Annotated in this window: 17 protein-coding genes; 7 read left to right on the forward strand and 10 right to left on the reverse strand. The window is 59.5% G+C overall.

The features are described from left to right. Positions 1–5 precede the first annotated feature (5 nt). From kdpB to FCN80_RS05310, 3 genes are all read left to right on the forward strand, one after another. Positions 6–2,051, forward strand: a complete 2,046-nt coding sequence (kdpB, locus tag FCN80_RS05300) for a potassium-transporting ATPase subunit KdpB (RefSeq protein WP_136988848.1) — start codon at positions 6–8, stop codon at positions 2,049–2,051. 11 nt (positions 2,052–2,062) lie between these two features. Beyond that, positions 2,063–2,638 carry a potassium-transporting ATPase subunit KdpC gene (kdpC, locus tag FCN80_RS05305; protein ID WP_136988849.1) on the forward strand — a complete coding sequence of 192 codons (576 nt, stop codon included), beginning with the start codon at positions 2,063–2,065 and terminating at the stop codon, positions 2,636–2,638. 393 nt (positions 2,639–3,031) lie between these two features. Next, positions 3,032–4,060, forward strand: a complete 1,029-nt coding sequence (locus FCN80_RS05310; protein ID WP_136988850.1) for a sugar kinase — start codon at positions 3,032–3,034, stop codon at positions 4,058–4,060. 102 nt (positions 4,061–4,162) lie between these two features. Here the strand turns inward: FCN80_RS05310 and FCN80_RS05315 are convergent, their stop codons facing one another. From FCN80_RS05315 to FCN80_RS05355, 9 genes are all read right to left on the reverse strand, one after another. Further along, positions 4,163–5,764: an aldehyde dehydrogenase (NADP(+)) gene (locus tag FCN80_RS05315; RefSeq protein ID WP_136988851.1), complete on the reverse strand. Its 1,602-nt coding sequence runs from the start codon at positions 5,762–5,764 to the stop codon at positions 4,163–4,165. A 4-nt stretch (positions 5,765–5,768) separates the two neighbouring features. Further along, complete coding sequence (locus FCN80_RS05320; RefSeq protein ID WP_136988852.1) at positions 5,769–7,052, reverse strand: NAD(P)/FAD-dependent oxidoreductase; 1,284 nt, start codon at positions 7,050–7,052, stop codon at positions 5,769–5,771. Next, on the reverse strand, positions 7,039–7,281 hold the full coding sequence (locus FCN80_RS05325) for a (2Fe-2S)-binding protein (protein ID WP_136988853.1): 243 nt from the start codon (positions 7,279–7,281) through the stop codon (positions 7,039–7,041). Before FCN80_RS05325 ends, FCN80_RS05320 begins: the two co-directional genes overlap by 14 nt. A 2-nt stretch (positions 7,282–7,283) precedes the next feature. Then, entirely contained in the window at positions 7,284–8,390 is a 1,107-nt protein-coding gene (locus FCN80_RS05330) for an NAD(P)/FAD-dependent oxidoreductase (RefSeq protein WP_136988854.1), read from the reverse strand. Continuing rightward, positions 8,387–9,319, reverse strand: coding sequence for a 4-hydroxyproline epimerase (locus FCN80_RS05335; RefSeq protein ID WP_136988855.1), 933 nt, complete (start codon positions 9,317–9,319; stop codon positions 8,387–8,389). The genes FCN80_RS05330 and FCN80_RS05335 overlap by 4 nt, the downstream gene beginning before the upstream one ends. Before the next feature lie 21 nt (positions 9,320–9,340). Further along, on the reverse strand, positions 9,341–10,003 hold the full coding sequence (locus tag FCN80_RS05340; RefSeq protein WP_136988856.1) for a GntR family transcriptional regulator: 663 nt from the start codon (positions 10,001–10,003) through the stop codon (positions 9,341–9,343). A 64-nt stretch (positions 10,004–10,067) separates the two neighbouring features. Continuing rightward, positions 10,068–10,985 (reverse strand): dihydrodipicolinate synthase family protein, encoded by a 918-nt coding sequence (locus FCN80_RS05345; protein ID WP_136988857.1) that lies wholly within the window; start codon positions 10,983–10,985, stop codon positions 10,068–10,070. Positions 10,986–11,021: 36 nt separating this feature from the next. Further along, on the reverse strand, positions 11,022–12,635 hold the full coding sequence (locus FCN80_RS05350; protein ID WP_136988858.1) for an APC family permease: 1,614 nt from the start codon (positions 12,633–12,635) through the stop codon (positions 11,022–11,024). 410 nt (positions 12,636–13,045) lie between these two features. After that, entirely contained in the window at positions 13,046–13,249 is a 204-nt protein-coding gene (locus FCN80_RS05355; protein WP_136988859.1) for a hypothetical protein, read from the reverse strand. A 548-nt stretch (positions 13,250–13,797) separates the two neighbouring features. Between FCN80_RS05355 and dtpA the strand changes: the two genes are divergently transcribed. From dtpA to fhuB, 4 genes are all read left to right on the forward strand, one after another. Beyond that, a complete protein-coding gene (dtpA, locus tag FCN80_RS05360; protein ID WP_136988860.1) occupies positions 13,798–15,315 on the forward strand; it encodes a dipeptide/tripeptide permease DtpA in 1,518 nt (505 codons plus the stop codon). Positions 15,316–15,541: 226 nt separating this feature from the next. Beyond that, positions 15,542–17,764, forward strand: a complete 2,223-nt coding sequence (fhuE, locus tag FCN80_RS05365) for a ferric-rhodotorulic acid/ferric-coprogen receptor FhuE (RefSeq protein ID WP_230492497.1) — start codon at positions 15,542–15,544, stop codon at positions 17,762–17,764. Between the two features lie 110 nt (positions 17,765–17,874). Further along, the gene (gene fhuD, locus FCN80_RS05370; protein ID WP_136988862.1) at positions 17,875–18,771 is read left to right on the forward strand and encodes a Fe(3+)-hydroxamate ABC transporter substrate-binding protein FhuD; all 897 of its coding nucleotides are present in this window, start codon (positions 17,875–17,877) and stop codon (positions 18,769–18,771) included. Between the two features lie 94 nt (positions 18,772–18,865). Continuing rightward, positions 18,866–20,857, forward strand: coding sequence for a Fe(3+)-hydroxamate ABC transporter permease FhuB (gene fhuB, locus FCN80_RS05375; protein WP_136988863.1), 1,992 nt, complete (start codon positions 18,866–18,868; stop codon positions 20,855–20,857). 667 nt (positions 20,858–21,524) lie between these two features. On the opposite strand, the gene FCN80_RS05380 is transcribed toward fhuB, so the two are convergent. Then, positions 21,525–22,325, reverse strand: coding sequence for an arylamine N-acetyltransferase family protein (locus FCN80_RS05380; RefSeq protein WP_170975322.1), 801 nt, complete (start codon positions 22,323–22,325; stop codon positions 21,525–21,527). Between the last annotated feature and the right edge of the window lie 335 nt (positions 22,326–22,660).

Below are 22,660 nucleotides of genomic sequence, written 5' to 3' on the forward strand. Positions count from 1 at the left end.
ATCTTATGGGACATTCAATTGCCGCCCAGCAGCGTAACGCCTTGTGGCGCCCGGCGCTGGTCGATTCATTCAGAAAACTTGATCCACGGATACAGTACCGCAATCCGGTTATGTTCGTGGTCTATCTGGGCAGTATCCTGACCACGTTGCTGGCGGTGTTTATGACGGCCGGCAAGGGCGGTCAAATAGGCTTTACCGCCGCCATCAGCATTTGGCTATGGTTCACGGTGCTGTTTGCCAATTTCGCCGAGGCGCTGGCCGAAGGACGCAGCAAGGCGCAGGCGGAAAGCCTTAAGGGCATCAAGCGCACCCGCTGGGCCAAGAAGCTGAATGCGGCGGAACGCGACGCCCCGCAGCAAAAGGTGGCGGCCGACAATCTGCGCAAGGGCGATGTCGTGCTGGTGGAGGCGGGCGACATCATTCCTTGCGACGGCGAAGTCCTTCAGGGCGGCGCGTCGGTGGACGAGAGCGCCATTACCGGCGAGTCGGCGCCGGTCATCCGCGAGGCGGGGGGCGATTTCGCCTCGGTTACCGGCGGAACGCGTATTTTATCCGACTGGCTGGTGGTGCGGTGCGGCGTCAACCCGGGGGAAACCTTCCTCGATCGGATGATCGCCATGGTCGAGGGCGCCCAGCGGCGCAAAACGCCCAACGAAGTGGCGCTGACCATCCTGCTGGTCTCGCTTACCATCGTTTTTCTCTTGGCGACCGCTACGCTGTATCCCTTCTCCGCCTGGGGCGGCGTACCGGTGAGCGTTACGGTGCTGGTGGCGTTGCTGGTCTGCCTGATCCCCACCACCATCGGCGCGTTGTTGTCGGCCATCGGTATTGCCGGCATGAGCCGGATGCTTGGCGCCAACGTGATTGCCACCAGCGGTCGGGCGGTGGAAGCCGCCGGCGATGTGGATGTTTTGCTGCTGGATAAAACCGGCACCATCACGCTCGGGAATCGGCAGGCCAGCCGTTTTCTGCCGGCGCGGGGGATTGGCGAAGACGCGCTGGCCAATGCGGCGCAATTGGCCTCGCTGGCGGACGAAACCCCGGAAGGGCGCAGCATCGTGGTACTGGCCAAACAAAAGTTCAATTTGCGGGAACGGGATCTGCAAAGCCTGAACGCCACGTTTATTCCGTTTTCCGCCCAAACGCGCATGAGCGGCGTGAATATCGGCCAGAAAATGCTGCGCAAAGGCGCCGCCGACGCCATCCGCCGCCATGTGCAGAGCAATGGCGGCCGGTTCCCCGCCGATGTGGAACAACAGGTGGACGCCGTGGCGCGCAGGGGCGGTACGCCGCTGGTGGTGGCCGAGGGCAATACCGTAATGGGCGTTGTCGAGCTTAAGGATATCGTCAAAGGCGGCATTAAGGAGCGGTTTGCCGAATTACGCAAAATGGGCATCCGGACGGTGATGGTAACCGGCGACAACCCGCTGACGGCGGCGGCCATCGCCGCGGAAGCCGGCGTGGACGATTTTCTGTCGGAGGCGACGCCGGAGGCCAAGCTGGCGCTGATACGGCAGTATCAGGCTGAGGGCCGTATGGTGGCGATGACCGGCGACGGCACCAATGACGCACCGGCGCTGGCGCAGGCCGATGTGGCCGTGGCCATGAATTCCGGTACCCAGGCGGCCAAAGAAGCCGGCAATATGGTGGATCTGGATTCCAATCCCACCAAGCTGCTGGAAGTGGTGCATATCGGCAAACAAATGCTGATGACCCGCGGTTCGCTGACCACCTTCAGTATCGCCAACGATGTGGCCAAGTATTTCGCCATTATCCCGGCGGCGTTCGCGGTGACTTATCCGCAGCTCAACATGCTCAATGTGATGCGGCTGCACTCGCCGACCTCGGCCATATTGTCGGCGGTTATCTTCAATGCCTTGATTATCGTGTTATTGATCCCGCTGGCGCTGCGCGGGGTAAGTTACCACCCGATGCCCGCCGCCTCGCTGCTACGCCGCAATCTGTGGATTTATGGCGGGGGAGGCATCATTGTGCCGTTTGTCGGCATCAAACTGATCGATATCGTTCTGACCCTGTTGGGTTGGGTATGAGGAGCCGGACAATGAATGTGTTTCGACCCGCGATTTCACTTTTTATCGTGCTTTCGCTGATTACCGGCGCGGGATATCCGCTGCTGACCACGGGGCTGGGGCAGTGGTGGTTTCCCGATACCGCCAATGGCTCGCTGGTGACGCAAGGCGGCCATGTGCGCGGCTCCGTCCTTATCGGCCAGAATTTCACCCGCCCGGATTATTTTCAGGGCCGGCCGTCGGCCACCTCGGATGCCCCTTACAACCCGCTGGCGTCGTCGGGCAGCAACCTGGCGGTGAGTAATCCGGCCCAGGACGCCGCCATCAAACAGCGCGTGGCGGATTTGCATAAGACGAATCCCCAGGCCCAAGGACCGGTGCCGACGGATTTGGTCACGGCGTCCGCCAGCGGTCTTGACCCGCAGATCTCCCCGGCCGCCGCTGAATGGCAGGTGCCGAGGGTAGCGCAGGCCCGCCATTTACCGGAAGCCGAAGTCCGGCGTCTGGTGGCGGACCACATCCAGCGTCCGCCGGTGTATTTCCTCGGCGAGTCGGTGGTCAATGTCCTGGGATTGAATATGGCGCTGGACGCGCTGCAACAGCGCTAAACACGCGCTATCGCGATGCGCCCGCGTCCGGAACCGGGCTTACCGGCCGGCGTGGGCGCCAAGGCCGCGCTGAGCGCCTGCGACTACCAGATCAGGTCTCCGGCGTCGCCGCTCCAGGGCGGATTCCGTCGGCAGCGGCTGACGCTGAAAAAATGTCCATCATTCTTATAAAAAATTAAAATAGCATTTCATCTATTGTTTTATTAACGGTAAGGCACATAATGCCATGTTCTTCCGCCTGATGTGGATGAGGTGAATACGCCTGAGAATTCAAGTCGCATCCACGGCGGGCGAGGAGATCCCCGGCGGCATAACCGCTAGGCGGCCGGGGTATGCGAGCGCGGCCGACAACGCGGCGGCTTGAAGTATGACGAGCATTGAGGCTATGTGACAATGAGCAACAACCGGGAAGTGTTAACCTTTGGCGAAATGATGTTACGTTTGAAACCGCAAGGCAACAATCGCATCATCCAGTCGGATAATTTTGAAGCCACCTATGGCGGCGCCGAGGCGAATGTCGCCGTCTCGCTGTCCCTGCTGGGGGATGAAAGCGCTTATCTGACCAAACTGCCGGACAATCTGCTGGGCGAAAGCGCGCTGGGCACCCTGCGCAAATATGCCGTCGATACCCGACACGTTTTGCGCGGCGGGCGCCGTTTGGGCATCTACTTCTTTGAAAAAGGCGCCAGCGTGCGTTCCACCAATGTCGTCTACGATCGGGCCGGCAGCGCCTTCGCTGAAGTCCGCAAAGCAGAGTTCGACTGGGATGCGATATTCCGGGATATCGGTTATTTCTATTTTTCCGGCATCACGCCGTCCATTTCCGAGGAGTTGGCGCAGGCGGTCAAAGAGGCCTGCGTGTATTGCCGTGCGCACGCTATTCCGGTTATTTGCGATATGAACTACCGCGGCAAAATGTGGAAACCGGAAAAAGCCCAGCGGGTCATGTCGGAGTTAATGCATTATGTCACGCTGTGCATCGCCCATGATGAGGATTTCGAAGCGACCTTGGGCATCAAGGCATTCGATGGCGATATGACCCGCGGGATCGCCCAGGCAGAGACCTTTAAGGAAGGCATGCGGGAAGTGACCCGCCGCTATCCCGGCTGCAAGATGGTGGCCAGCGTGCTGCGCGATATCCATTCGGTGGAAAAAAGCCGCTGGATGAGCCTGTTGTACCGTGACGGCCGGTTCTATGAATCACGGGCCTATGATATGCATGTCATGGAAGGCGTGGCCGCCGGCGATGCGTTTGGCGCCGGCCTGATGCACGGCCTGCTGCATGATTTCGAACCCCAGGAAAATATCGATTTCGCCATCGCCGCCAGCGTGCTGAAGCTGACCATTACCGGCGATCTCAATCTGGTGCAGGAAGCGGATATCCGCGCGGTCATGAACAAAGGCGCCAGCATGAGCCGCTGACGCCGCGCCGCTCTCCCTGACCGCCGCTCACGGTATAGACCCCGGACAATTCCACGTTGCCTTGCCATCAACAAAAAGGCAACGAGGAGTATGACGGATTATTCACTCCTTCCGCCCCGCGCCGATTGACAGGGGCGCACGGGTGAATACCCCGTTTACCAGCCGGGGGATGCCTAGGGGATTGTCGTCTTTTAGCGCGTCCGGCAACATCGCCTGTGGGTAATTCTGATAACAGACCGGGCGCAGGAAGCGCTCAATGGCCAGCGTGCCCACCGATGTCCCCCTGACATCCGAGGTGGCGGGATACGGGCCGCCATGTACCATGGCGTCGCACACCTCCACGCCGGTGGGGTAGCCGTTAAGCAAAAGACGGCCGGCTTTCTGTTCAAGCAGCGGCGTCAGCCAGGCGAAACGCGCAAGATCGCCGTCCCCGGCGATTAATGTCGCCGTCAGTTGCCCCTGCAAGGCTTGCAGGGCACGCGCCAGCTCCGCCCCGTCCGCCACGGCGACCACGACGGTCACCGGGCCGAACACTTCCTCCTGTAGCAGCGGATCCCCGTCGCTGAGCAACCGCGCCTCGGCCTGGAACAGCTGGGGACAGGCCTGTCTGTTCTGCTGCCGCCGGCCGGCGAGATGGGTCACGCCCGTCTGGCGGCTTAGCCGATCGATCCCCTGTTTATACTGGGTAAGGACGCCGTCATTGAGCATGGTTTGCGCCGGCCGACGGGTTATTTCGGTCTGCAGCGCCGTTAAAAAAGCGCTAAAGGCGGGGGAGGCGATACCGATGACCAGGCCCGGATTGGTGCAAAACTGACCGCAGCCCATTACCACCGAATCGGCCAATTCCCGCGCGATGGCCTCGCCCCGTTCCGCCAGCGCGTCGGGCAGCAAAATCATCGGATTGATGCTGCTCATTTCGGCAAAAACCGGGATGGGATCGGGGCGGGATGCCGCCAGGTCGCATAAAGCGCGGCCGCCTTTCAGGGAGCCGGTGAAACCCACGCCTTTGATGGCCGGATGACGGACCAGCGCCTGGCCAATGGTATCGCCGTAAATCATATTAAAGACACCGGCCGGCATGGCGGTTTTTTCGGCGGCGCGGATAATCGCGTTGGCGACGCACTCCGCCGTCGCCATATGGCCCGGATGCGCCTTGACGACCACCGGACAACCCGCCGCCAGGGCCGCGGCCGTATCGCCGCCCGCGGTGGAAAAGGCCAACGGGAAGTTGCTGGCGCCGAAAACCGCCACCGGACCGATACCGCGCTTGACCTGCCTGATATCGGGACGCGGCAACGGCGTACGATCGGGCAGGGCCGTATCAATGCGAGCGCCGAGATAATCACCGCGGCGCAATACTTCGGCGAACAACCGCATCTGGCCGCTGGTCCTAGCGCGCTCACCGCGCAGTCGTCCTTCGGCCAAGGCGGTTTCGCGCATCGCCAGCGCGATGAAATCGTCATCCAGCGCATCCAATTCATCGGCGATGGCTTGCAGGAAACCGGCCCTGGCGGCAACTGGAATCCCCTGGTAAGCGGGAAAGGCGAGTTGCGCCGCCAGACAGGCTTGTCCGGCTTCTTCCTCGGTGGCCGGCGCGAAGGCATAAGGCAGCGCCTCGCCGGTATGGGCGTCGTGGCTTACCCGCGTGCGGGCCTGTTGCCCGCTCCGTCGTCCGCCGATAAAATTTTTTCCAAGAAGAGACATATCGTTACTCCGGGTGAGGGTATTGACGGGGTAAAGGCGGCGCTTCGTCTGGCCGGCACAGGGATGCGATTCGCGCGGGCAACAAGGGAGGACGCGGCTCCACGGCTTGCCAGCCTTGCAAAAAGCCCAGCGAAGACAGGCAGATTTTACCTTGGCAGGGGCCCATGCCGCAGCGGGTGGCCATTTTGGCCGCCGCCGGATTGTCGAATGCCCACAACTCGCCGTAGGTCACGTCTTCGCAGCGGCAGATAATCGTCTCGGCCGTCACCCCTTTTTTCAACCGCTCCGGCAGAACGAACGCCCGTTCGACGGCCTGCGCGAAGCGTTGCCAGTGGCGTTTCTCCGCCAGGCGGCCATTGGCTTCATTCTGTCGGCCCACGGCATGGGCGCCCGCTATGGCGCCTTCCGCCAACGACAGCTCGCTGCCGCCGATTCCGGTACATTCGCCGGCGGCATAGAGATTCGGCTGTGATGTCCGCTGGTACGCGTCGACGACAATGCCCTGTTCGCCCACATCGGCGCCCAGCATCCGGGCGATATCGGTATTGGGGATAAGCCCATAACCGCAGGCCAGACGATCGCAGGGAATGTCCCTGAGTTTGCCGTTTTGTTCAACGGTGATCCGCTGCAGGCGGTGTTCGCCATGCGCGGCGATCACACTACTGTTGAGGCGATAGCGTGGATGGGCCAGCGTGGCGGCCTGCCATAGTTTGCCCGGCCAGCGCCACAGGCCGTTGGCGAAAGACCACATGGCCCCCGGCCGCTGCGCCTCAAAAATGCCGGCGACGCGCGCGCCATGCCGACGCGCGGTATCGGCGCAGGCCAGCAGTAGTGGCCCGCTACCGGCAATAACAATCCGCTGCCCGGCGATATCGGTCCCGGATTTGACCAGCGATTGCAGGCCTCCGGCCCCGGTGACGCCGGGCAAGGTCCAACCGGGGAAAGGGATAAAGCGTTCCCGGGCGCCGCAACAGATAATAACTTTGCCGGCCGTCGCCTCGTAGGCCGAGGCATCGTCTTCCAGCAAGTAGCGCTGTTCTGCGGTTCTCAAAATCAGACGGGTACCGGGCGCGAACCGGATCCGTCGGTTCCCGGCCAGTTGCCGGAAATAACCTTCCGCCGTCGTCGTCGGCTGTCCGCCAGGTCCTTGGCGCCAGATTTGGCCGCCGGCCCGGGGATTATCGTCGATAACAAGCACTTCGGCGCCTCCTCGGGCGCAGGCGGTCGCGGCCGCTAATCCCGCGGGCCCGGCGCCGATCACCAGAATATCGGTTTCAATCCGTTTCATGGGTATTCACCCGCATGGCTGGCCGGCACAGGGTCTGGCAGGCCAGGCGCCGTTCGCCGTCGATAATGACCCGGCATTCCTGGCAAACGCCCATGCCGCACACCGGCGCCCGGCGCCGTCCCGTTACCGAGGTTCGGCTGCAACCGTCGCCGCGCAGCGCCAGCGCCGCCGCCACGGTAATCCCTTCGGGTACCGTTATTTTTTGCCCATCGACATCAAGTTCGATCATGATCAGGCTCCCTTTAAGAAACGTTCCACGCGATAGGGCGCGTCGGCCAGCGGCGGTCGTTCGCCGCAAATCGCGGCACAGAGCAGATCCGCCGTGGCCGTGGCCGTGGTAACGCCCAACCCCTCGTGGCCCACGGCAAGCCAGACGGCGGAATGGCGCGGATGGCGCCCGATGATCGGCAAACCGTCGGGGGTGGCCGCCCTAAACCCGGTCCAGGCCCGGATAACGGTTAATCGCGCCAGGGCGGGGACATACTCGCAGGCCCGTCTGAGCATTTTGCTCAGCATCCAGCTTTCCACCGCCGGATCCGTATTGCCGAACTGGCGCGTCGCGCCGATAAAAATCTGCCCCGTCGGCCGGGGTTGAATGTTGCAGGCCGCGGAGGGGCCGGCGGTATGATGAGCGCTGGTCACATAACCCAGCTCCACCAGGGTGTGTTTAATGGGATGGCGGCAACGCTCGGTGATCACCAGATGCCCTTTTTTCGGCTCGATGGGTAACTCGGGAAACAGCATCGGCGCCTGAATGCCGTTGGCGAGAATAAGATGATCCGCCGCCAGACAACGGCCGTCCTCCAGGATGACCCGCGTGCCGTCGATGGCGCTCACAGTGCCGGAAACCTGCGCCGCGCCGGCGCTTGCCAGCATCCAGCGCGCCACTGCCGGCGCATAGACTATACCGTCGTCCTCAATAAGCAGTCCGCCCGTCAGGCCCTCGCGCAGCCAGGGCTCGGCGGCGGTGAGCTGCGCGCCCGTCAACAACCGGCAGGTTTCGCCTTGCTCGCGCAACAGATGGTGTTTCCTTTCGGCCTCGGCCATTTCTTCCTGGTTGGCGGCCAGCCATAGCGTTCCGTTTTTACGGTAGGCCGCCGTGGGGGGCAAGTGCGCGGCGATGTGCTTCCAGCGCCGCAGGGCATAGCGGGTAAGGGCCAACTCGGCCGGGTTACCGTCGAGAATAAGCAGATGGCCCATGCCCGCCGCCGTGGCGGCGCGCAGACCGGCATCCATCACGGTGACCCGCAAACCCCGTTGCGCCAGCGTCCAGGCGCAACAGGCGCCGACAATCCCGCCGCCGATAATCAGCACATCGGATGCACCGACGGGCTTCACAGTGCGATCCCCCAGGCAAAAGGGTCTTGTTCTTCGATGATCAGCGTGGTTTCCGCACTGATATGCGCCGTTCCCCGTATAGTCGGCAGCACGCCGTGTTCGTGCGGCGCATAGTACCCCTCAAAAACGCTGTCGATAATGCTGGCTTGCCGCCAGACCTGGCCGGGGGCCAGCCTGCCGTCCGCCGCCAGGCAAGCCAATTTGGCGCTGGTGCCGGTGCCGCAGGGCGAGCGGTCATAGGCGCCGCCCGGACAGAGCACAAAGCTGCGGCTGTCGGCGCTGGGATGCGGGCCGAATAATTCGATGTGGTCGATAGGCGCGCCGTCTTCGCCGCTGATACCTTGCTCCTGCAAAGCGCGCCTGACGTCCAGGGCGTATGCGGTCAATGCCGGAATATTATCGCCGACGACCGACAGGCCGTGGTCGCTTATCAGAAAAAACCAGTTGCCGCCCCAGGCGATATCGCCGGTCACGAGTCCAAGCCTGCCGCTCGCCACCGTGACCTGTCGCCGGTAACGCCAGGCGGGCACATTTTCAACGCTGACCGACAAATCATCATGCAAGGTGGCATACACGTCGCCCACCGGCGTTTCAATTTTGTGCCTGCCGGCGGAAATGCGCCCCATCCAGGCGAGCGAGCGGACCAGTCCGATCGTGCCGTGTCCGCACATCCCCAGATAACCGGCATTATTAAAGAAGATGACGCCGGCGCAGGCCCCGGGGTCCACCGGTTCGCACAGCAGCGCGCCCACCAGGACATCGCCGCCCCTGGGTTCGAGAATACAGGTCCGGCGATAGCCGTCATAGCGTGCGGCCAGGATCTCTTTGCGCGCGGTGATCGGCCCGCGGCCCAGATCGGGAAAACCGGCCGTGACAAGACGGGTGGGTTCCCCGCCGGTATGAGAGTCGATAATGGAAATTTTGCGCATCAACACTCTCCTTAAAAAGCGTTATTTGCCGTTCAGATTATCCAGTAATGACTGGCAAACGCCGTAGATATGCGCTTTGAGCAAATCCACCGCCGCGGTCACATCGCCGCGACGGCACAGCCGCATAATCTCGGCGTGTTCCCGATCGGCGCGGGGTTTCCCGTCGGACAGACTGATCTGCATACGAAGATACCGTTCCAGCTTTTGATTAATGGAACTCACGGCGTCCAGAATAAGCGGCCGGTTGGCCGGCTGATATAATGTCGCGTGAAACCGCCAGTTGAGATAAGACCAATTGAGGATGTCCTGATCGGCGATATAATTCCGGTAGGCTTGCTCAATGGCGGCAAAGTCCTGTTCGCCCATATTGGGAATGGCCAGCTCCAGCAGGCGCTGTTCCAACAGGATCCGCATTTCAAAGAGTTGGGCGAGTTCGTTATCGGTCATACGGGTCACCACCGCGCCGCGATTCTTGATGAAAATCACCAATCCTTCCGACTCGAGCTTTTTCAACGCCTCCCTGACGGGAATTTTGCTGACATTGAATTTCTTGGCGATGTCATCCTGGCGGATGGGTTCGTCCATCGAAAAATATTCGTTAAGAATGGCTTTACGCAAATATTGCGTAATGACATCCGACGTCGAAGGCGCCTTACTAAGATCAGGAATGATCAGGTTTTCCATTGTGGTGATTCCTTTGATACAAGGTACGCCTTCGACCGACCCCCGCGTGGCGGGGAAAGCAGCGTCAAAGGCCGACATCCGGCAGCGTCGGGCGCGTAGCCAGAGCATTTTTCATCAGGGTTTGGACATGCTCGCGTTCATCCCCCTTAAGGGGTAGGCGCGGCGGTCGCGTCAGTGCCGAACCGCGGCCGGCGATCTCTTCGCATAGCTTAATGCATTGTACCAAATCGGGACGGGCATCAAGATGCAGGATTGGCATCAGCCATTCATAGAGCGGCATGGCGTCGGCGAAACGTCCGGCCTTGCACAGACGGAAAAGGGTTTCTCCCTCTTTGGGGAAAACATTCGACATACCGGAAATCCAGCCCTCGGCGCCGACGGCAATGCTTTCCAGCACCACATCGTCCAGGCCGGCGAACAAGGTAAACCGATCGCCCACCCGGTTTCTCACATCGATAAAGCGGCGGGTATCCCCGGAACTGTCTTTAAAACACAGGATATTCTCGCAATCGGCCAGGGAAATAAGAATGTCCGGCGTGACATCGTTTTTGTAAATCGGCGGGTTGTTATACACCATCACCGGCAGACTGACGCTTTGCGCCACACTGCGGAAATGCTGCTCGGTTTCATAAGGTTTGGACGAATACACCAAGGCGGGCATCAGCATGATGCCATCGACGCCCACCCGTTGCGCGCCCAGGGCCACCTGCGCCGCATTGCGGCTGGTAAATTCGGCGACGCCGCAAATAACCGGCACCCGCCCGGCCGCCGCATCTTTGGCGACCTCGGCCACGGCGATTTTTTCCTCGGCGCTAAGGGAGGTGTTTTCACCCACACTGCCGCAAACCACCAGTCCGGACACGCCATCCCTCACCAGGTTGGCGATAACGCTATGGGTGGCTTCGAGATTGACCGATAAGTCGGTGTTAAATTGCGTGGTGACGGCGGGGAATACGCCGGTCCAGTTGACTTTTTCCACCATTTTCCATTCCTCTGCTAACGTTGTATAACCGGCAAGTTACGAATTTTTCACCATGATTGGCTGCGTTTGGGCATACTGCTCTGGTAAAAAGTCGTCTTCGCCGGCGAAATCAATAAGCGCGCGCGGCGTCCCCGTCGCCGCTCCCCAGTAATAAATCACGATGGCGGCCACCGCCACGACCACGGTATCGGCTGGACGCGCCAGATAGCCTTTGCCGCCGAAATCGCCCGCCCAGGACAGCAGCAACATGACCAGGTAGTAGCCGATAAGCCAGGCGGAAGACGTTATCTGTTGCACCAGGGGGATCTGCTGTGTCGGAGCGAAACGGCCGCACAGGATGTAAATCACGAACATCAGGATTTGCAGGCCCAGCAACCAGGAAATGGTGCTCCACCCGGACCAGTAGACGATGAGCGAGGCGATAATGAAGGATAGCGGCCCGATGACGGCAAAGCCGGTGACCTTGAAGGGGCGCCGCAATTCCGGACAGTTTCGACGTAACGCCGCCACCGAAATCGGGGCCAGCGCGTAGCTGAGCACCAGGGCGGCGGATACCACATTGATCAATGCCTCCCAGGAGGGGAAGGGGAGCGTCCAGAACACCGACAGCAGAAAACTCAGCCACAGGGCGGGGCGCGGAATGCCGGATTGTTCGTCGATTCGGGTGAATATGTTGAATAATGTGCCTGACTTGGCCCAGGCGTACACGATGCGCGGCGTGGCGTTCATATAGATATTGCCGCAACCGGAGGGTGAAATAATGGCATCGGCAACCACCAGATAGCCCAGCCAGACAATACCGAGTGTGAGGGCGATATCGCGATACGGCAGGCTGAAGGTATGGCTGATGCCTTGCCATCCCTGGGCCAGCGTCTCAGTGGGGATACTGCCGACGAAGGCCAGTTGCAGCAGCACATAGATCAACGCCGAAAGCAGCACGGACAAGATCATGGCGATGGGGATGGTGCGCTGGGGATTTTTGACTTCGCTGGCCACCGAGATGATGGGCGTCAGACCCAGATAGGCGAAAATCACGCCGCCGGCGGAAACCGCCATTTCCACGCCGGTCATGCCAAAGGGGGCGAATCCCGCCGATGTCAGGTTGGCGGGTTTGAAAAAGCGGTAAAGGGTTATAATGACCAGCAGCGGTACGACGAATTTGAACATGCTGATGACATTATTGGTTTTAGCGAAGGTCTTGACGCTGTTGTAGTTGATGTAAAAAAAACCGCACAGCACCACGAACTGGAACAGCCAGCCGATAATGGTGGGGCTGCCGTTGCCCGGTTGGGTCAGGGCGGGAAACCACGCCGCCGCATATTGTCTGGCGGCCACCACCTCGATCGCCACCAGGCTCGTGAAGGCGATAACCGTGATGAATCCCATCAGATATCCTAGTAGCGGGCCGTGCGAAATTACCGGATAACTGATAACGCCGCCAGCGCGGGGCAGGGCGGCGCCCAGCTCGCAGAATACGATGCCGAGCAGTAGCACGGCGACGCCGCCGATCACCCATGAGATAATGCCCGCCGGCCCGGCAATGGATGATACATGGCTTGCGGCGAACAACCAGCCGGATCCGAAAATTGCCCCTAACCCGATAAAGGTGAGATCTGTCAGGGTTAACTGCTTTTTAAATTTTCCAGTCATACTTCCCCCTCGATTCCGCTGTATTCGGCGGTTTTGGTAGTCGATAGTTAAATTAACATATTTATAACAATATATCGTATACCATATTCCATTTTATGATCCAAAAACCATGCCAGGATTTAAGCTATTATTTTTTCGGGAAAATATAAAACAGCAGGATTTGTCGCGCATGAAAAGCACGGGAGTGAGCGGCAATTTGCACGCAAACAGTGCGCCGATGCGCCAGGAAGCGGCGCAAAGAGAAACAAAAAGCCCGCCGGCGGAGAATACCCTGGCGTCAAACCGATGTGGACACATGGCCTGAACACCGTCAGGGATAAGTTACGCTTATCTCTCAGGTCTCTCTTGATTCATTGTCGGCGCCAATGGGAGCCCGGCCGCCGTCGTTTGCCCGGACGGCGACCGGGCATTTAATAACCGTGCTGCTCGGCGTCGTGGATGCAGTCGCGACGAAACTGGAAAAAACGGGTTGAGCATCTAACGATATAACCGCTGTGCTCGGCCTGGCACCAGCCCCATTGGCCTTGGCGATTGGTATAAAAGCGCCAGTTCGGGGTGGCGGCGGAAGGATCTTCTTGAATTCGACGGGGTTGTGCTGTGACGGATCTGTACATGCGATTTCTACCTCTTGGAAGACGTCCTGTGCGGCTAGACGCCAGCGCTATGACTGAGTTACTGCAGCCGGCCGCGATTCTTTGGCGCGATCCGGTTCGCAATCACGGCGCAAGAGTAACGTCGAAAAAGGCAAAAGTCATTAGGTATGCAACAGAATTTTTTTGTCCGTTTGTCCAATGAACGCGATTTGGCCTTTCCCTGTTCACTGGCTCTGAACACGGCGGCGGCGGGTAGGGCCTGGTTTTGCCAGGCATAACGTTACCTTCCCGTTATAAAACAGGTGAAAATGTTAATTTTTAGAAATATAACCGATCAAAAACAGGCTTTTGCTGTTTTATCGAGCGGAAATGTCTTAAAAAACGCAGGACATGGCGGTTTTTATTCCATTATAATTATTTCATATGGAATATGTTACAGCGCCTAATTTCCCGAACGCGCGTTCGGTTCCCTAGCCTGAAATGCTCTTCCCCCTCATTACAAGAATGCTTTCCAGCATCAAGGCGGTCATTTCCCCATGGGAAAATGATCCGACAGAAAAGAGGTTTTCGTGTCCATAGCAAACAACACATCGGAAAAGGCGGGTTTGAATGCGTTCAGACAGCCTAAATCGTTCTATTTGATTTTCTCCATCGAACTGTGGGAAAGGTTTGGCTTTTACGGTTTACAGGCCATCCTGCCGGTATACTTAGTTCATATGCTGGGCATGTCGGAACGGGAATCCATTACCCTGTTTTCGTCATTTACGGCGCTGGTCTATGGTTTTGTCGCCATCGGCGGCTGGCTTGGCGACAAGATTTTGGGCACCAAGCGGGTGATCGTGCTGGGCGCGCTGGTGCTGGCCGCCGGCTATGCCGTTATCGCCGGGTCCGGCCAGCACACCGCGGCGGTGTATGTGGGCATGGCCTGTGTGGCGGTCGGCAGCGGCTTGTTCAAAGCCAATCCCTCGTCGCTGCTATCCACGTTGTATCAAAAGGGCGACCCGAAATTGGATGGCGCTTTTACCATGTATTACATGGCCATCAATATCGGATCGTTTATGTCGCAGCTCGCCACGCCGTATCTGGCGGATCGCTTTGGCTGGAATGTGGCGTTCTCGCTGTCGGTGGCCGGTATGCTGCTGACGCTGGTCAACTTTTTCTTTTTCCGGCACTGGGTACGCGGCCACGGCTCACAGGCCGACGGAAAGCCGATCCGGCTGGGATGTCTGGCAATGGTGCTGGCGGGTGTCGCTTTACTGATCTCGGCCTCCGCCTGGCTGTTGCATCACCAGCCAGTGGCGCGCTGGACATTGCTGGCTGTTTCCCTTTGCATCCTGTTCGTGTTCGCCCGCGAGACGTTGCGTCTGACCGGTAGCGCGCGCCGCCGGATGATTGTGGCGTTGCTGCTGATGATCGAGGCGGTGGTGTTTTTCGTCCTCTACAGCCAGATGCCCACGTCGCTGAATTTCTTCGCCATTCATAATGTCGGGCATGTGGTGCTCGGTTATACTTTTCAGCCGGAGCAGTTCCAGTCCCTTAATCCGATGTGGATCATGCTGGCCAGTCCGTTATTGGCGGCGGTGTATAACGTGATGGGCGATAAACTGCCCATGCCGCATAAGTTCGCCATTGGCATGGTGCTGTGTTCCCTGGCCTTTCTGGTACTGCCCTTGGGGGCGAAATTCGCCTCGCAACAGGGCATCGTCGCGATTAAATGGCTGGTGATAAGCTACGCCTTGCAAAGTATCGGCGAGCTGATGATTTCCGGTCTTGGCCTGGCGATGGTGGCGCAACTGGTGCCCCAGCGCCTGATGGGATTCATTATGGGCGCCTGGTTCCTGACCACGGCCGCGGCGGCGGTGATTGCCGGTAATGTCGCCGGGTTGACGGCGGTGCCCGGCGATGTCGCCGACCCCAAGGTTTCCCTGGCGGTTTACAGCCACGTTTTCCTGCAAATCGGTCTGGTGACCGCGGTCATCGCGGTGCTGATGATTGTGTTCGCGCCCAGGCTGGCGCGCATGTCGCAACCGGATGCCGATACCGCCCCACAAGCCGGTTATGAAGCGCTGGCTGGCGGACAGTCCTGATTACCTAATGCGCCATCCTGGAAGGGTGGCGAGGTCAGCCTTCCGTATGCAATACGAATAACCTGATGAAAACACTATAAATTATAAATCATTACATTTTTTTGCTAGAACATTTTTGAACTATAAACAAAATGATTCTCATTTGAATTCTCATTGTTATTTATAGAACTTCTCTTGGGATGACTTCATGGCTTCTTATTGGTTTGGATGGCACAAAAAACGGCACGTGCGAACACACGCCGGATATCAGACGCTGTTTCACCTTTCCCTGCTGGCGTTGGCGACGCCTATTTTGCTTAGCCCGGCGCCGGCGCAAGCCGCCGATAGCGGTGGCGATGACGCCGTAGCCGCCGCGGACAGGCAACAGAACAACCCGGCTACGGTTGTCGCCGCATCCCCGAAGGGGGCCGCGCAACAACAGATTATCGTTAAAGCCAAGACCGACGCCGCAACCGACGGGCAACAGGACTATAGCGCCAAAACCACGCGCGCCGGCACAAAGATGCTGCTCACGCCGCGCGATGTGCCGCAGTCGGTGAGTATTATCACCAAGCAGCGCATGCTGGATCAAAACCTGCAAACGGTGGGCGAGGTATTGGATAACACCACCGGCATCGAGACGGAAATCATCGACAGCGAGCGCGCCGCGTATTACTCCCGTGGTTTTTACATCAATAATTATCTGTATGATGGTATTCCCACTTCGGTGAGTGATACCTGGAATTTTGGCGATGCCGGCGAAGATACGGCCATTTATGACCGGATCGAAGTGGTGCGCGGCGCCACGGGCCTGATGACCGGCGCCGGTAATCCGGCGGCGGCGGTGAATATGGTGCGCAAGCATGCCGACAGTCGGGAATTCACCGGCAACCTCAGCGCCAGCTATGGCAGTTGGAACAACCAGCGTTACGTGGCGGATCTTGCCGGCCCGTTAAACGCATCGGGGACCGTGCGCGGCCGCATTATCGCCGGCTACCAGGACAAGGACGGCTGGCTGGATCGCTACCATAAAGACAAAAAGTTCCTCTACGGGGTTGTGGACGCCGATATTACCGACCACACCACGCTATCCCTGGGCTACGATTATCAGGAAAGTCATACCGCCAACCCCACCTGGGGGGGCTTACCCACCTGGTATAGCGACGGCACGCGCACCCATTTTGATCGCAGTACCAGCGTATCGGCAAACTGGACACACTATAATCTTGATTCACGCAAGGTCTTCGCCAATATCAAGCATGATTTCGACAATGGCTGGACGTTGCGGGTGAACGGCACCCATGCGGAAGAAAAATTCGATGACAAGCTGCTTTATATTGAGGACTTTCCCGACGCGATAACCGGCGAAGGCATCTCCGGCTTCGGCAGCCTCGATAGGGGCACGCGCAAACTGGATTCGGTGGATACCTACGCCAGCGGGCCTTTTGAGCTGTTGGGCCGTCGGCACGAACTGGTGGCCGGCGTGAGCTATAGCCGGCAACACAATGTCTATTACAGCGCGGACGGTGAAATGGATACCGAGCAGATGGGCAGTTTCAACGGCTGGAATGGCGATGTCGCCGAACCGGACTGGGGCGACTGGTATCTGGATAACGATGATGTGGTGCGGCAAAAATCGGCTTATGGCGCTGTCCGTTTTTCGCTGGCCGATCCCTTGGCGCTTATCCTCGGCGCGCGTTACACGCAGTGGAGTACGGTGGGCAGCAGCGGCAATGTGAGTAAAGATCGCATTGCGCCTTATGGCGGTCTGGTTTATGACATTAACGACGCCTGGTCGGCTTTCGCCAGCTATACCTCCATTTTTCAGCCGCAGACCAATCGCGATCGCAACGGACGTTATCTTGCGCCGGTCACGGGTAAGGACTATGAAGCCGGTCTGAAATCAGACTGGCTGAACGGCCGGCTGACGACGTCCTTCTCGGTGTTCCGCATTGAAGAAGACAATGTCGCGCAGGCCGATGGCGACAATTTTGTCAATAATACCAGCGAACAGGCCTATTATGCCGCGCAAGGCACGGTCAGCAAGGGCGTGGAATTCGAACTCAACGGCGCGGTGACGGAAAACCTGCAAATGACCTTCGGCGCGACGCGCTATGTGGCGAAAGATAATACCGGAAGCCGCCTGAACAGCAATATGCCGCAAACCTCGTTGAAACTGTTTACCCGCTATCGTGTGCCGATGCTGCCGGCGTTGACCGTGGGCGGCGGTGTCAACTGGCAAAATCGCACGTTCCAGGATGCGACGGGGCCGGACGGCGAGACCCACCGCGTTTACCAGGGCAGCTACCCGCTGGCCAATCTGTTTGCCCGCTACCAGATCAACAAGCAGGTAGCGGTGCAGGCCAATATCAACAACCTGTTCGATCGCGCCTATTATGCCTGGCTTAGCGATTATGCCGTCTATGGCGAGCCCCGCAATTATTCCGTCAGTTTGACCTATACATTCTGAGGGTGGCAATTGATGTCGAGACAGTACGGTATCGGATGGGCGAAGGGGGCGTTGGCGCCGTCCGGCGCGCCACACGGGCAAAATGGCCTGCTATCGGGGCGGATCCGTTAATGGCGGACCGCATGTCCGCCATGGATGCGAGTCGGCGTCGCCTGCTGACCGCGCTGATGTTGGCGCCATGGCTGTCCGGCGGACGGGTCCACGCCGCCCCGCCTGTCGCTACGCGTATTATCGCCCTGGAATGGCTACCACTGGAATTGCTGTTTGCGCTGAATGTGACGCCGCTGGCGGTGGCCGACACCCATGGCTACCGACAATGGGTGCGAAAGCCGGCGCTACCGGCCGGGGTTCTCGACGTCGGTCTGCGCACCGAACCCAACCTGGAGTATATCGCCGCGCTGAATCCGGATCTGCTCCTGTACTCTCAGGGGTACGGTCCGCGCGCCGCGCAACTCCATGCCATCGCCCCCGCCATGGCGTTCAATTTTACCGATGGGCGCGGTCAGCCCTTGCAAACGGTGCGTGCCGGGCTGTTGGCCCTGGCGGAACGTCTGGGGGAGGTGGCGGCGGCCCGGGCGCATCTGGCCGATTTCGATCGCCGGCTGGTGGAGGCCCGCGCGCGATTGGGTTCCTATCGGCGACAACCGTTGCTGGTGTTCACGTTGCTTGACGACCGCCATGCGGTGGTGCTTGGCGGCAATAGTCTGTTTGGCGGGGTCATGCGGCAACTTGATATTGATAATGCCTGGCAGGGGGAAAGCAGCTTTTGGGGCACGGCGCAAGTGGGTATTGAGCGTCTGGCGTCGCTGCCGCCGGCGCGGGCCATATGCCTGGATCACGGCGATGGCGCCGTCAGGGCGCGTCTGGCCGCAACGCCGCTATGGCGGGCGATTCCGTTTGTCCGCCGGGATAGTTTGCGCACCGTGCCCGCTATCTGGCTTTTTGGCGCCACCCTGACCGCTTTGCGATTTTGCCGTATGCTGCAATCCCTGGAGAGCCAATGGTAAAGCCCGCGTCCACCGGTTCGTTTACCCCCGGCGCATTCGTTCGAACGCGGGGATACCCGGCCGGCGATCACCTTCTCGGGCGAATGGCGACACCATGTTGAAACGATCGTTTTTTTTATCCGCCGCACTGCCGGCACTGATGTTCTTAGCCGCCCTGACGCTCAGTGTCATTAATGCCCGGCAGGCGCTGCCCTGGCGTTTCTGGCCTGAGGCGATCGTGCGGCCCGATGCCGCGGATATCCGACAGGTTCTGTTTCATTACAGCGTATTGCCGCGCCTGGCCGTTTCATTACTGGCCGGCGCCGGCCTGGCGCTGGCCGGTGTCTTGTTTCAGCAGGTCTTGCGTAATCCCCTGGCGGAACCGGCCACCCTGGGTGTTTCCAGCGGCGCGCAACTGGGGGTGGTTTTAGCGGGTCTGGGGTGGCTTCCCGGCGGCGCGGCGGCGCAACAATGGGCGGCCTTGCTGGGCGCATTGACCGTTGGCGCGCTGGTATTCGGCACCGCGTGGGGAAAGCGGTTGTCGCCAGTAACCCTGATTTTGGCGGGATTGGTATTCAGCCTGTATTGCAGCGCCATCAACAGCTTGCTGGCGCTGTTTCATTATCAGGATTTACAAGATGTGTTTTTATGGAGCAGCGGGGCATTGAATCAGCAGGATTGGCAATCGGTTCAGTTTTTGCTGCCGCGTCTCGGCCTGGGGTTAATACTGGCGTTATTGCTAAACCGGCCGTTGACGCTGTTGGGCGTCGACGACAATGTCGCGCGTCAGCTCGGCCTGGGATTATCCGCCGCCCGGCTTGCGGCGCTGGCGCTGGCAATCACATTGAGCGCCATGGTGGTCAATGCGGTGGGCGTGGTGGGTTTCATTGGTCTGTTCGCGCCGCAACTGGCGAAGTGGCTTGGCGCCCGCCGCTTATCCCAGCGTTTGTTGTTGGCGCCGCTGGCGGGCGCCTTACTGCTGTGGCTTACCGATCAGGCTATGGTGCTGCTGGCGCGGGCGTGGCGGGACGTGCCTACCGGCGCCGCCACCGCGCTGCTTGGCGCGCCGCTTTTGCTTTGGCTGCTGCCCCGTTTGCGCCATGCCTCGCCGCCGGGCTCCGGGGAACATGGCGAGGCGCGCGCCGAGCGCCGCCGGCCGGGATGGTGGATCGCGGCCGGCGTGGCGCTGTTGTTGTGCGGTCTGGCGGCAGCGTTACTGATCGGCCGCGACGGCCATGGGGTAAACTGGGCGGGCGGGGAAATAGGGCGCCTGTTGCCCTGGCGCTGGCCGCGCGCGTTGGCGGCGCTTAGCGCCGGTCTGATGCTGGCCGCCGCCGGCACCCTGACCCAAAAACTGACCGCCAATGTCATGGGCAGCCCTGAGGTGCTCGGGATCAGCGCCGGCGCGGCATCGGCGGTCATACTGTCGCTGTTTTTCCTGCCCGCCGAGGGATTCGGCGAAAAGTTGCTGGCGGGGAGCGTCGGAGCCGCGGCGACCCTTGCCGCTATTCTAGCGGCAAGCGGACGCCGGCATTTCTCCACTCAGCGTCTGCTGTTGGCGGGCATTGCGCTGGGCACGCTGTTTTCCGCGGTGATTTCGCTGTTGCTGGCCAGCGGCGATCCGCGGCTCGGCGACCTGCTGGACTGGATTTCCGGCTCAACGTATGGCGTGTCGGCGCCGCAAGCGGTGGCCGGCGCCGTTCTCGCCCTGTTATTACTGCTGCTGACGCCGCTTTGCCGCCGCTGGCTGAACGTGTTGCCATTGGGCCTGGACGCCGTTCGTTCGCTGGGCGTGCCGCCGGCGCTGTCCCGCCTGATCATTTTGCTGCTGGCGGCGGTGCTGACCGCCGGCGCCACCTTGACGGTGGGGCCGTTGAGTTTCGTTGGGCTAATGGCTCCCCATATGGCGCGCATGCTGGGTTTCCGGCGCGCAATGCCGCAGTTGGCCGCGGCGGCGATCATTGGCGCCGCCTTGATGTTGGCGGCCGATTGGTGCGGCCGAATCGTGATGTTCCCCAATCAGATCCCGGCGGGTCTGCTGGCGACGTTTATCGGCGCGCCTTATTTTGTTTTTCTGCTGCGCCGACAGGGCAAAGACACGCAATAAGGCCCCCGCCCGAGCACGTTGGAACCTGTACTGCCTCTTTGCCGGGCGCGCGATGCAACTCGAAGTATGTAGAGTCTATAACGTGAAATAGCGTGGGGCGGTACGCATAAAGGCTATTTCGCCGGTGGGATGGCGGCAAATAGACAGTCAGTTATTGCGGGCTTTTTCCTCTACTAATACCAGGGGTATTTTTCCGGCGCTGGCGGCAATATTGTATGCCAATAGGCAGACCTCGCCGCAACAGGTATTGTCACAATGATATTCGTAATCAATCCAGCAGCGGAATCTCCCGTCCCCAGGACGCTGTAAAGTGAAATGGTTTTTTGCCATAAGCTCCCGTAGCCGAATAAATGTCAGGGCCGAGGGATTATGGAAACCTATTCTTATACAGAATCGATTCATATATACCCCATACTTCAAGTTGCCTCTTTGTTGGCTGCATTCGCTAATATGATGACTGGGATCGGCATCGGCGGTTAATGGAGACAACGTGAATGAGCAGAGTATATCAAAGTCAAAAGACAATAGCAGTTATCATTACAAAAGGGAAAAGCAATCAGTTTAATCTTGACGAGGATATAACCCTTAAAAAAATACGGAAATAAACGCGCCATAGGCCACATTGTTTCTTTTCCATGCCGCCGTGTTATCGGCGGTGGATATTCGCTTAGGCAATAACGAATGCGGGCGCATCCAAAAGGGCGTCCGCCGGTAAAGCGATAGTAAACCGGTCAAGCAGTAGCCGGCGCAGTTCAGGATAGTCGGCTAACCGCCAGGTACTGCGCTCTTCGCCGTCCCATAAGGTCACGTCTCGGTTTATTACGGAAATACGGCCCTTCTCGGTAAAAAGGTTCAGCATGATATTGGTTTTGAAAATAGATGAATCGTGCGTTGCGACAAAATAATTAGACAGCTCAAAATCTATGGGGTAGTCAGTGGCGAGTTCCGATACCCAAAGATCCCTTTCCATTCCGTCGCTCCGGGTACGCAAAATCCAGTCTTGTTGTTCACGCGCGAACCAGTGGTCGCCGTTGTTATGGGCTGATCGCTGTTCGGTTTCGATAAGGGGAAGGGGGATAACCGATGCGGGGCCGCCAAAGCCGGGATCGGCGACAAAGCGTCCTTCCGGGAGGTGAACAAGGGCGAACATATGCGTGCGGGATGACTCGGTTTTCGGCGCCGCGAGCACCACCCGCGCCAGATGGCAGGACACCCGGAACCCGATCTGGCCCATTGCCGCGGCAAACAAGGTGACGTGCTCAAAGCAATATCCGCCGCGTCGCGCCTGGACCAATTTCTGTTGCAGGCTGGCCAGACCGAGGTCAATCCGCCGGCCGAGCAACACATCAAGGTTCTCGAAGGGGATGGCCCGCATATGCGCCCCTAATAGCCCCGTCAGGGTGTCAAGGTCGGTCCGGACGGTACCTTGCCAGTCGATACGCTGCAAATAGGCGTCAAGATCAATCATTATCGTCACTTCTCTCATGTTAGTGGGGGGAAAGCGCCGCCCCGCCCGAGCCAGTAGACGAGAATACTCTGTTATGCGGCGCCAAGCTAGCAGGCCGCCGTCCGGCCCTTTCCATCCCGGGCCGGCGTCGCTCATCATCGCGCCGGACCCTGTTATCCGACATTTAAGATTAATCGTCCTGGAATTGAAGCCACCCAGGTTCTAACGTGAGAATAAAGCGCGTTGTTTGACACGTCCCTACCCGAAACCGCGCGCGTTGCCTCGCGACGGTCAGCGGGCGGACGCCGTTGATGAAGAGGCGCTGTGAGGTATGACGGGTTTGTAAGGCACCTACA

The sequence above is a fragment of the Martelella alba genome (assembly GCF_005217455.1).
In the GTDB taxonomy this organism is placed as follows: Bacteria; Pseudomonadota; Gammaproteobacteria; order Enterobacterales; family Enterobacteriaceae; genus Acerihabitans.

Bases quoted from the DNA above. Each gene is read 5' to 3' on its own strand.
- FCN80_RS05355 (WP_136988859.1), bottom strand. From the start codon at position 13,249: ATGTACAGATCCGTCACAGCACAACCCCGTCGAATTCAAGAAGATCCT.
- FCN80_RS05380 (WP_170975322.1), bottom strand. From the start codon at position 22,325: ATGATTGATCTTGACGCCTATTTGCAGCGTATCGACTGGCAAGGTACC.
- fhuB (WP_136988863.1), top strand. From the start codon at position 18,866: ATGTTGAAACGATCGTTTTTTTTATCCGCCGCACTGCCGGCACTGATG.
- FCN80_RS05345 (WP_136988857.1), bottom strand. From the start codon at position 10,985: ATGGTGGAAAAAGTCAACTGGACCGGCGTATTCCCCGCCGTCACCACG.
- FCN80_RS05320 (WP_136988852.1), bottom strand. From the start codon at position 7,052: ATGAAACGGATTGAAACCGATATTCTGGTGATCGGCGCCGGGCCCGCG.
- fhuD (WP_136988862.1), top strand. From the start codon at position 17,875: ATGGCGGACCGCATGTCCGCCATGGATGCGAGTCGGCGTCGCCTGCTG.
- FCN80_RS05315 (WP_136988851.1), bottom strand. From the start codon at position 5,764: ATGTCTCTTCTTGGAAAAAATTTTATCGGCGGACGACGGAGCGGGCAA.
- FCN80_RS05340 (WP_136988856.1), bottom strand. From the start codon at position 10,003: ATGGAAAACCTGATCATTCCTGATCTTAGTAAGGCGCCTTCGACGTCG.
- FCN80_RS05310 (WP_136988850.1), top strand. From the start codon at position 3,032: ATGAGCAACAACCGGGAAGTGTTAACCTTTGGCGAAATGATGTTACGT.
- FCN80_RS05335 (WP_136988855.1), bottom strand. From the start codon at position 9,319: ATGCGCAAAATTTCCATTATCGACTCTCATACCGGCGGGGAACCCACC.
- FCN80_RS05350 (WP_136988858.1), bottom strand. From the start codon at position 12,635: ATGACTGGAAAATTTAAAAAGCAGTTAACCCTGACAGATCTCACCTTT.
- kdpB (WP_136988848.1), top strand. From the start codon at position 6: ATGGGACATTCAATTGCCGCCCAGCAGCGTAACGCCTTGTGGCGCCCG.
- FCN80_RS05325 (WP_136988853.1), bottom strand. From the start codon at position 7,281: ATGATCGAACTTGATGTCGATGGGCAAAAAATAACGGTACCCGAAGGG.
- kdpC (WP_136988849.1), top strand. From the start codon at position 2,063: ATGAATGTGTTTCGACCCGCGATTTCACTTTTTATCGTGCTTTCGCTG.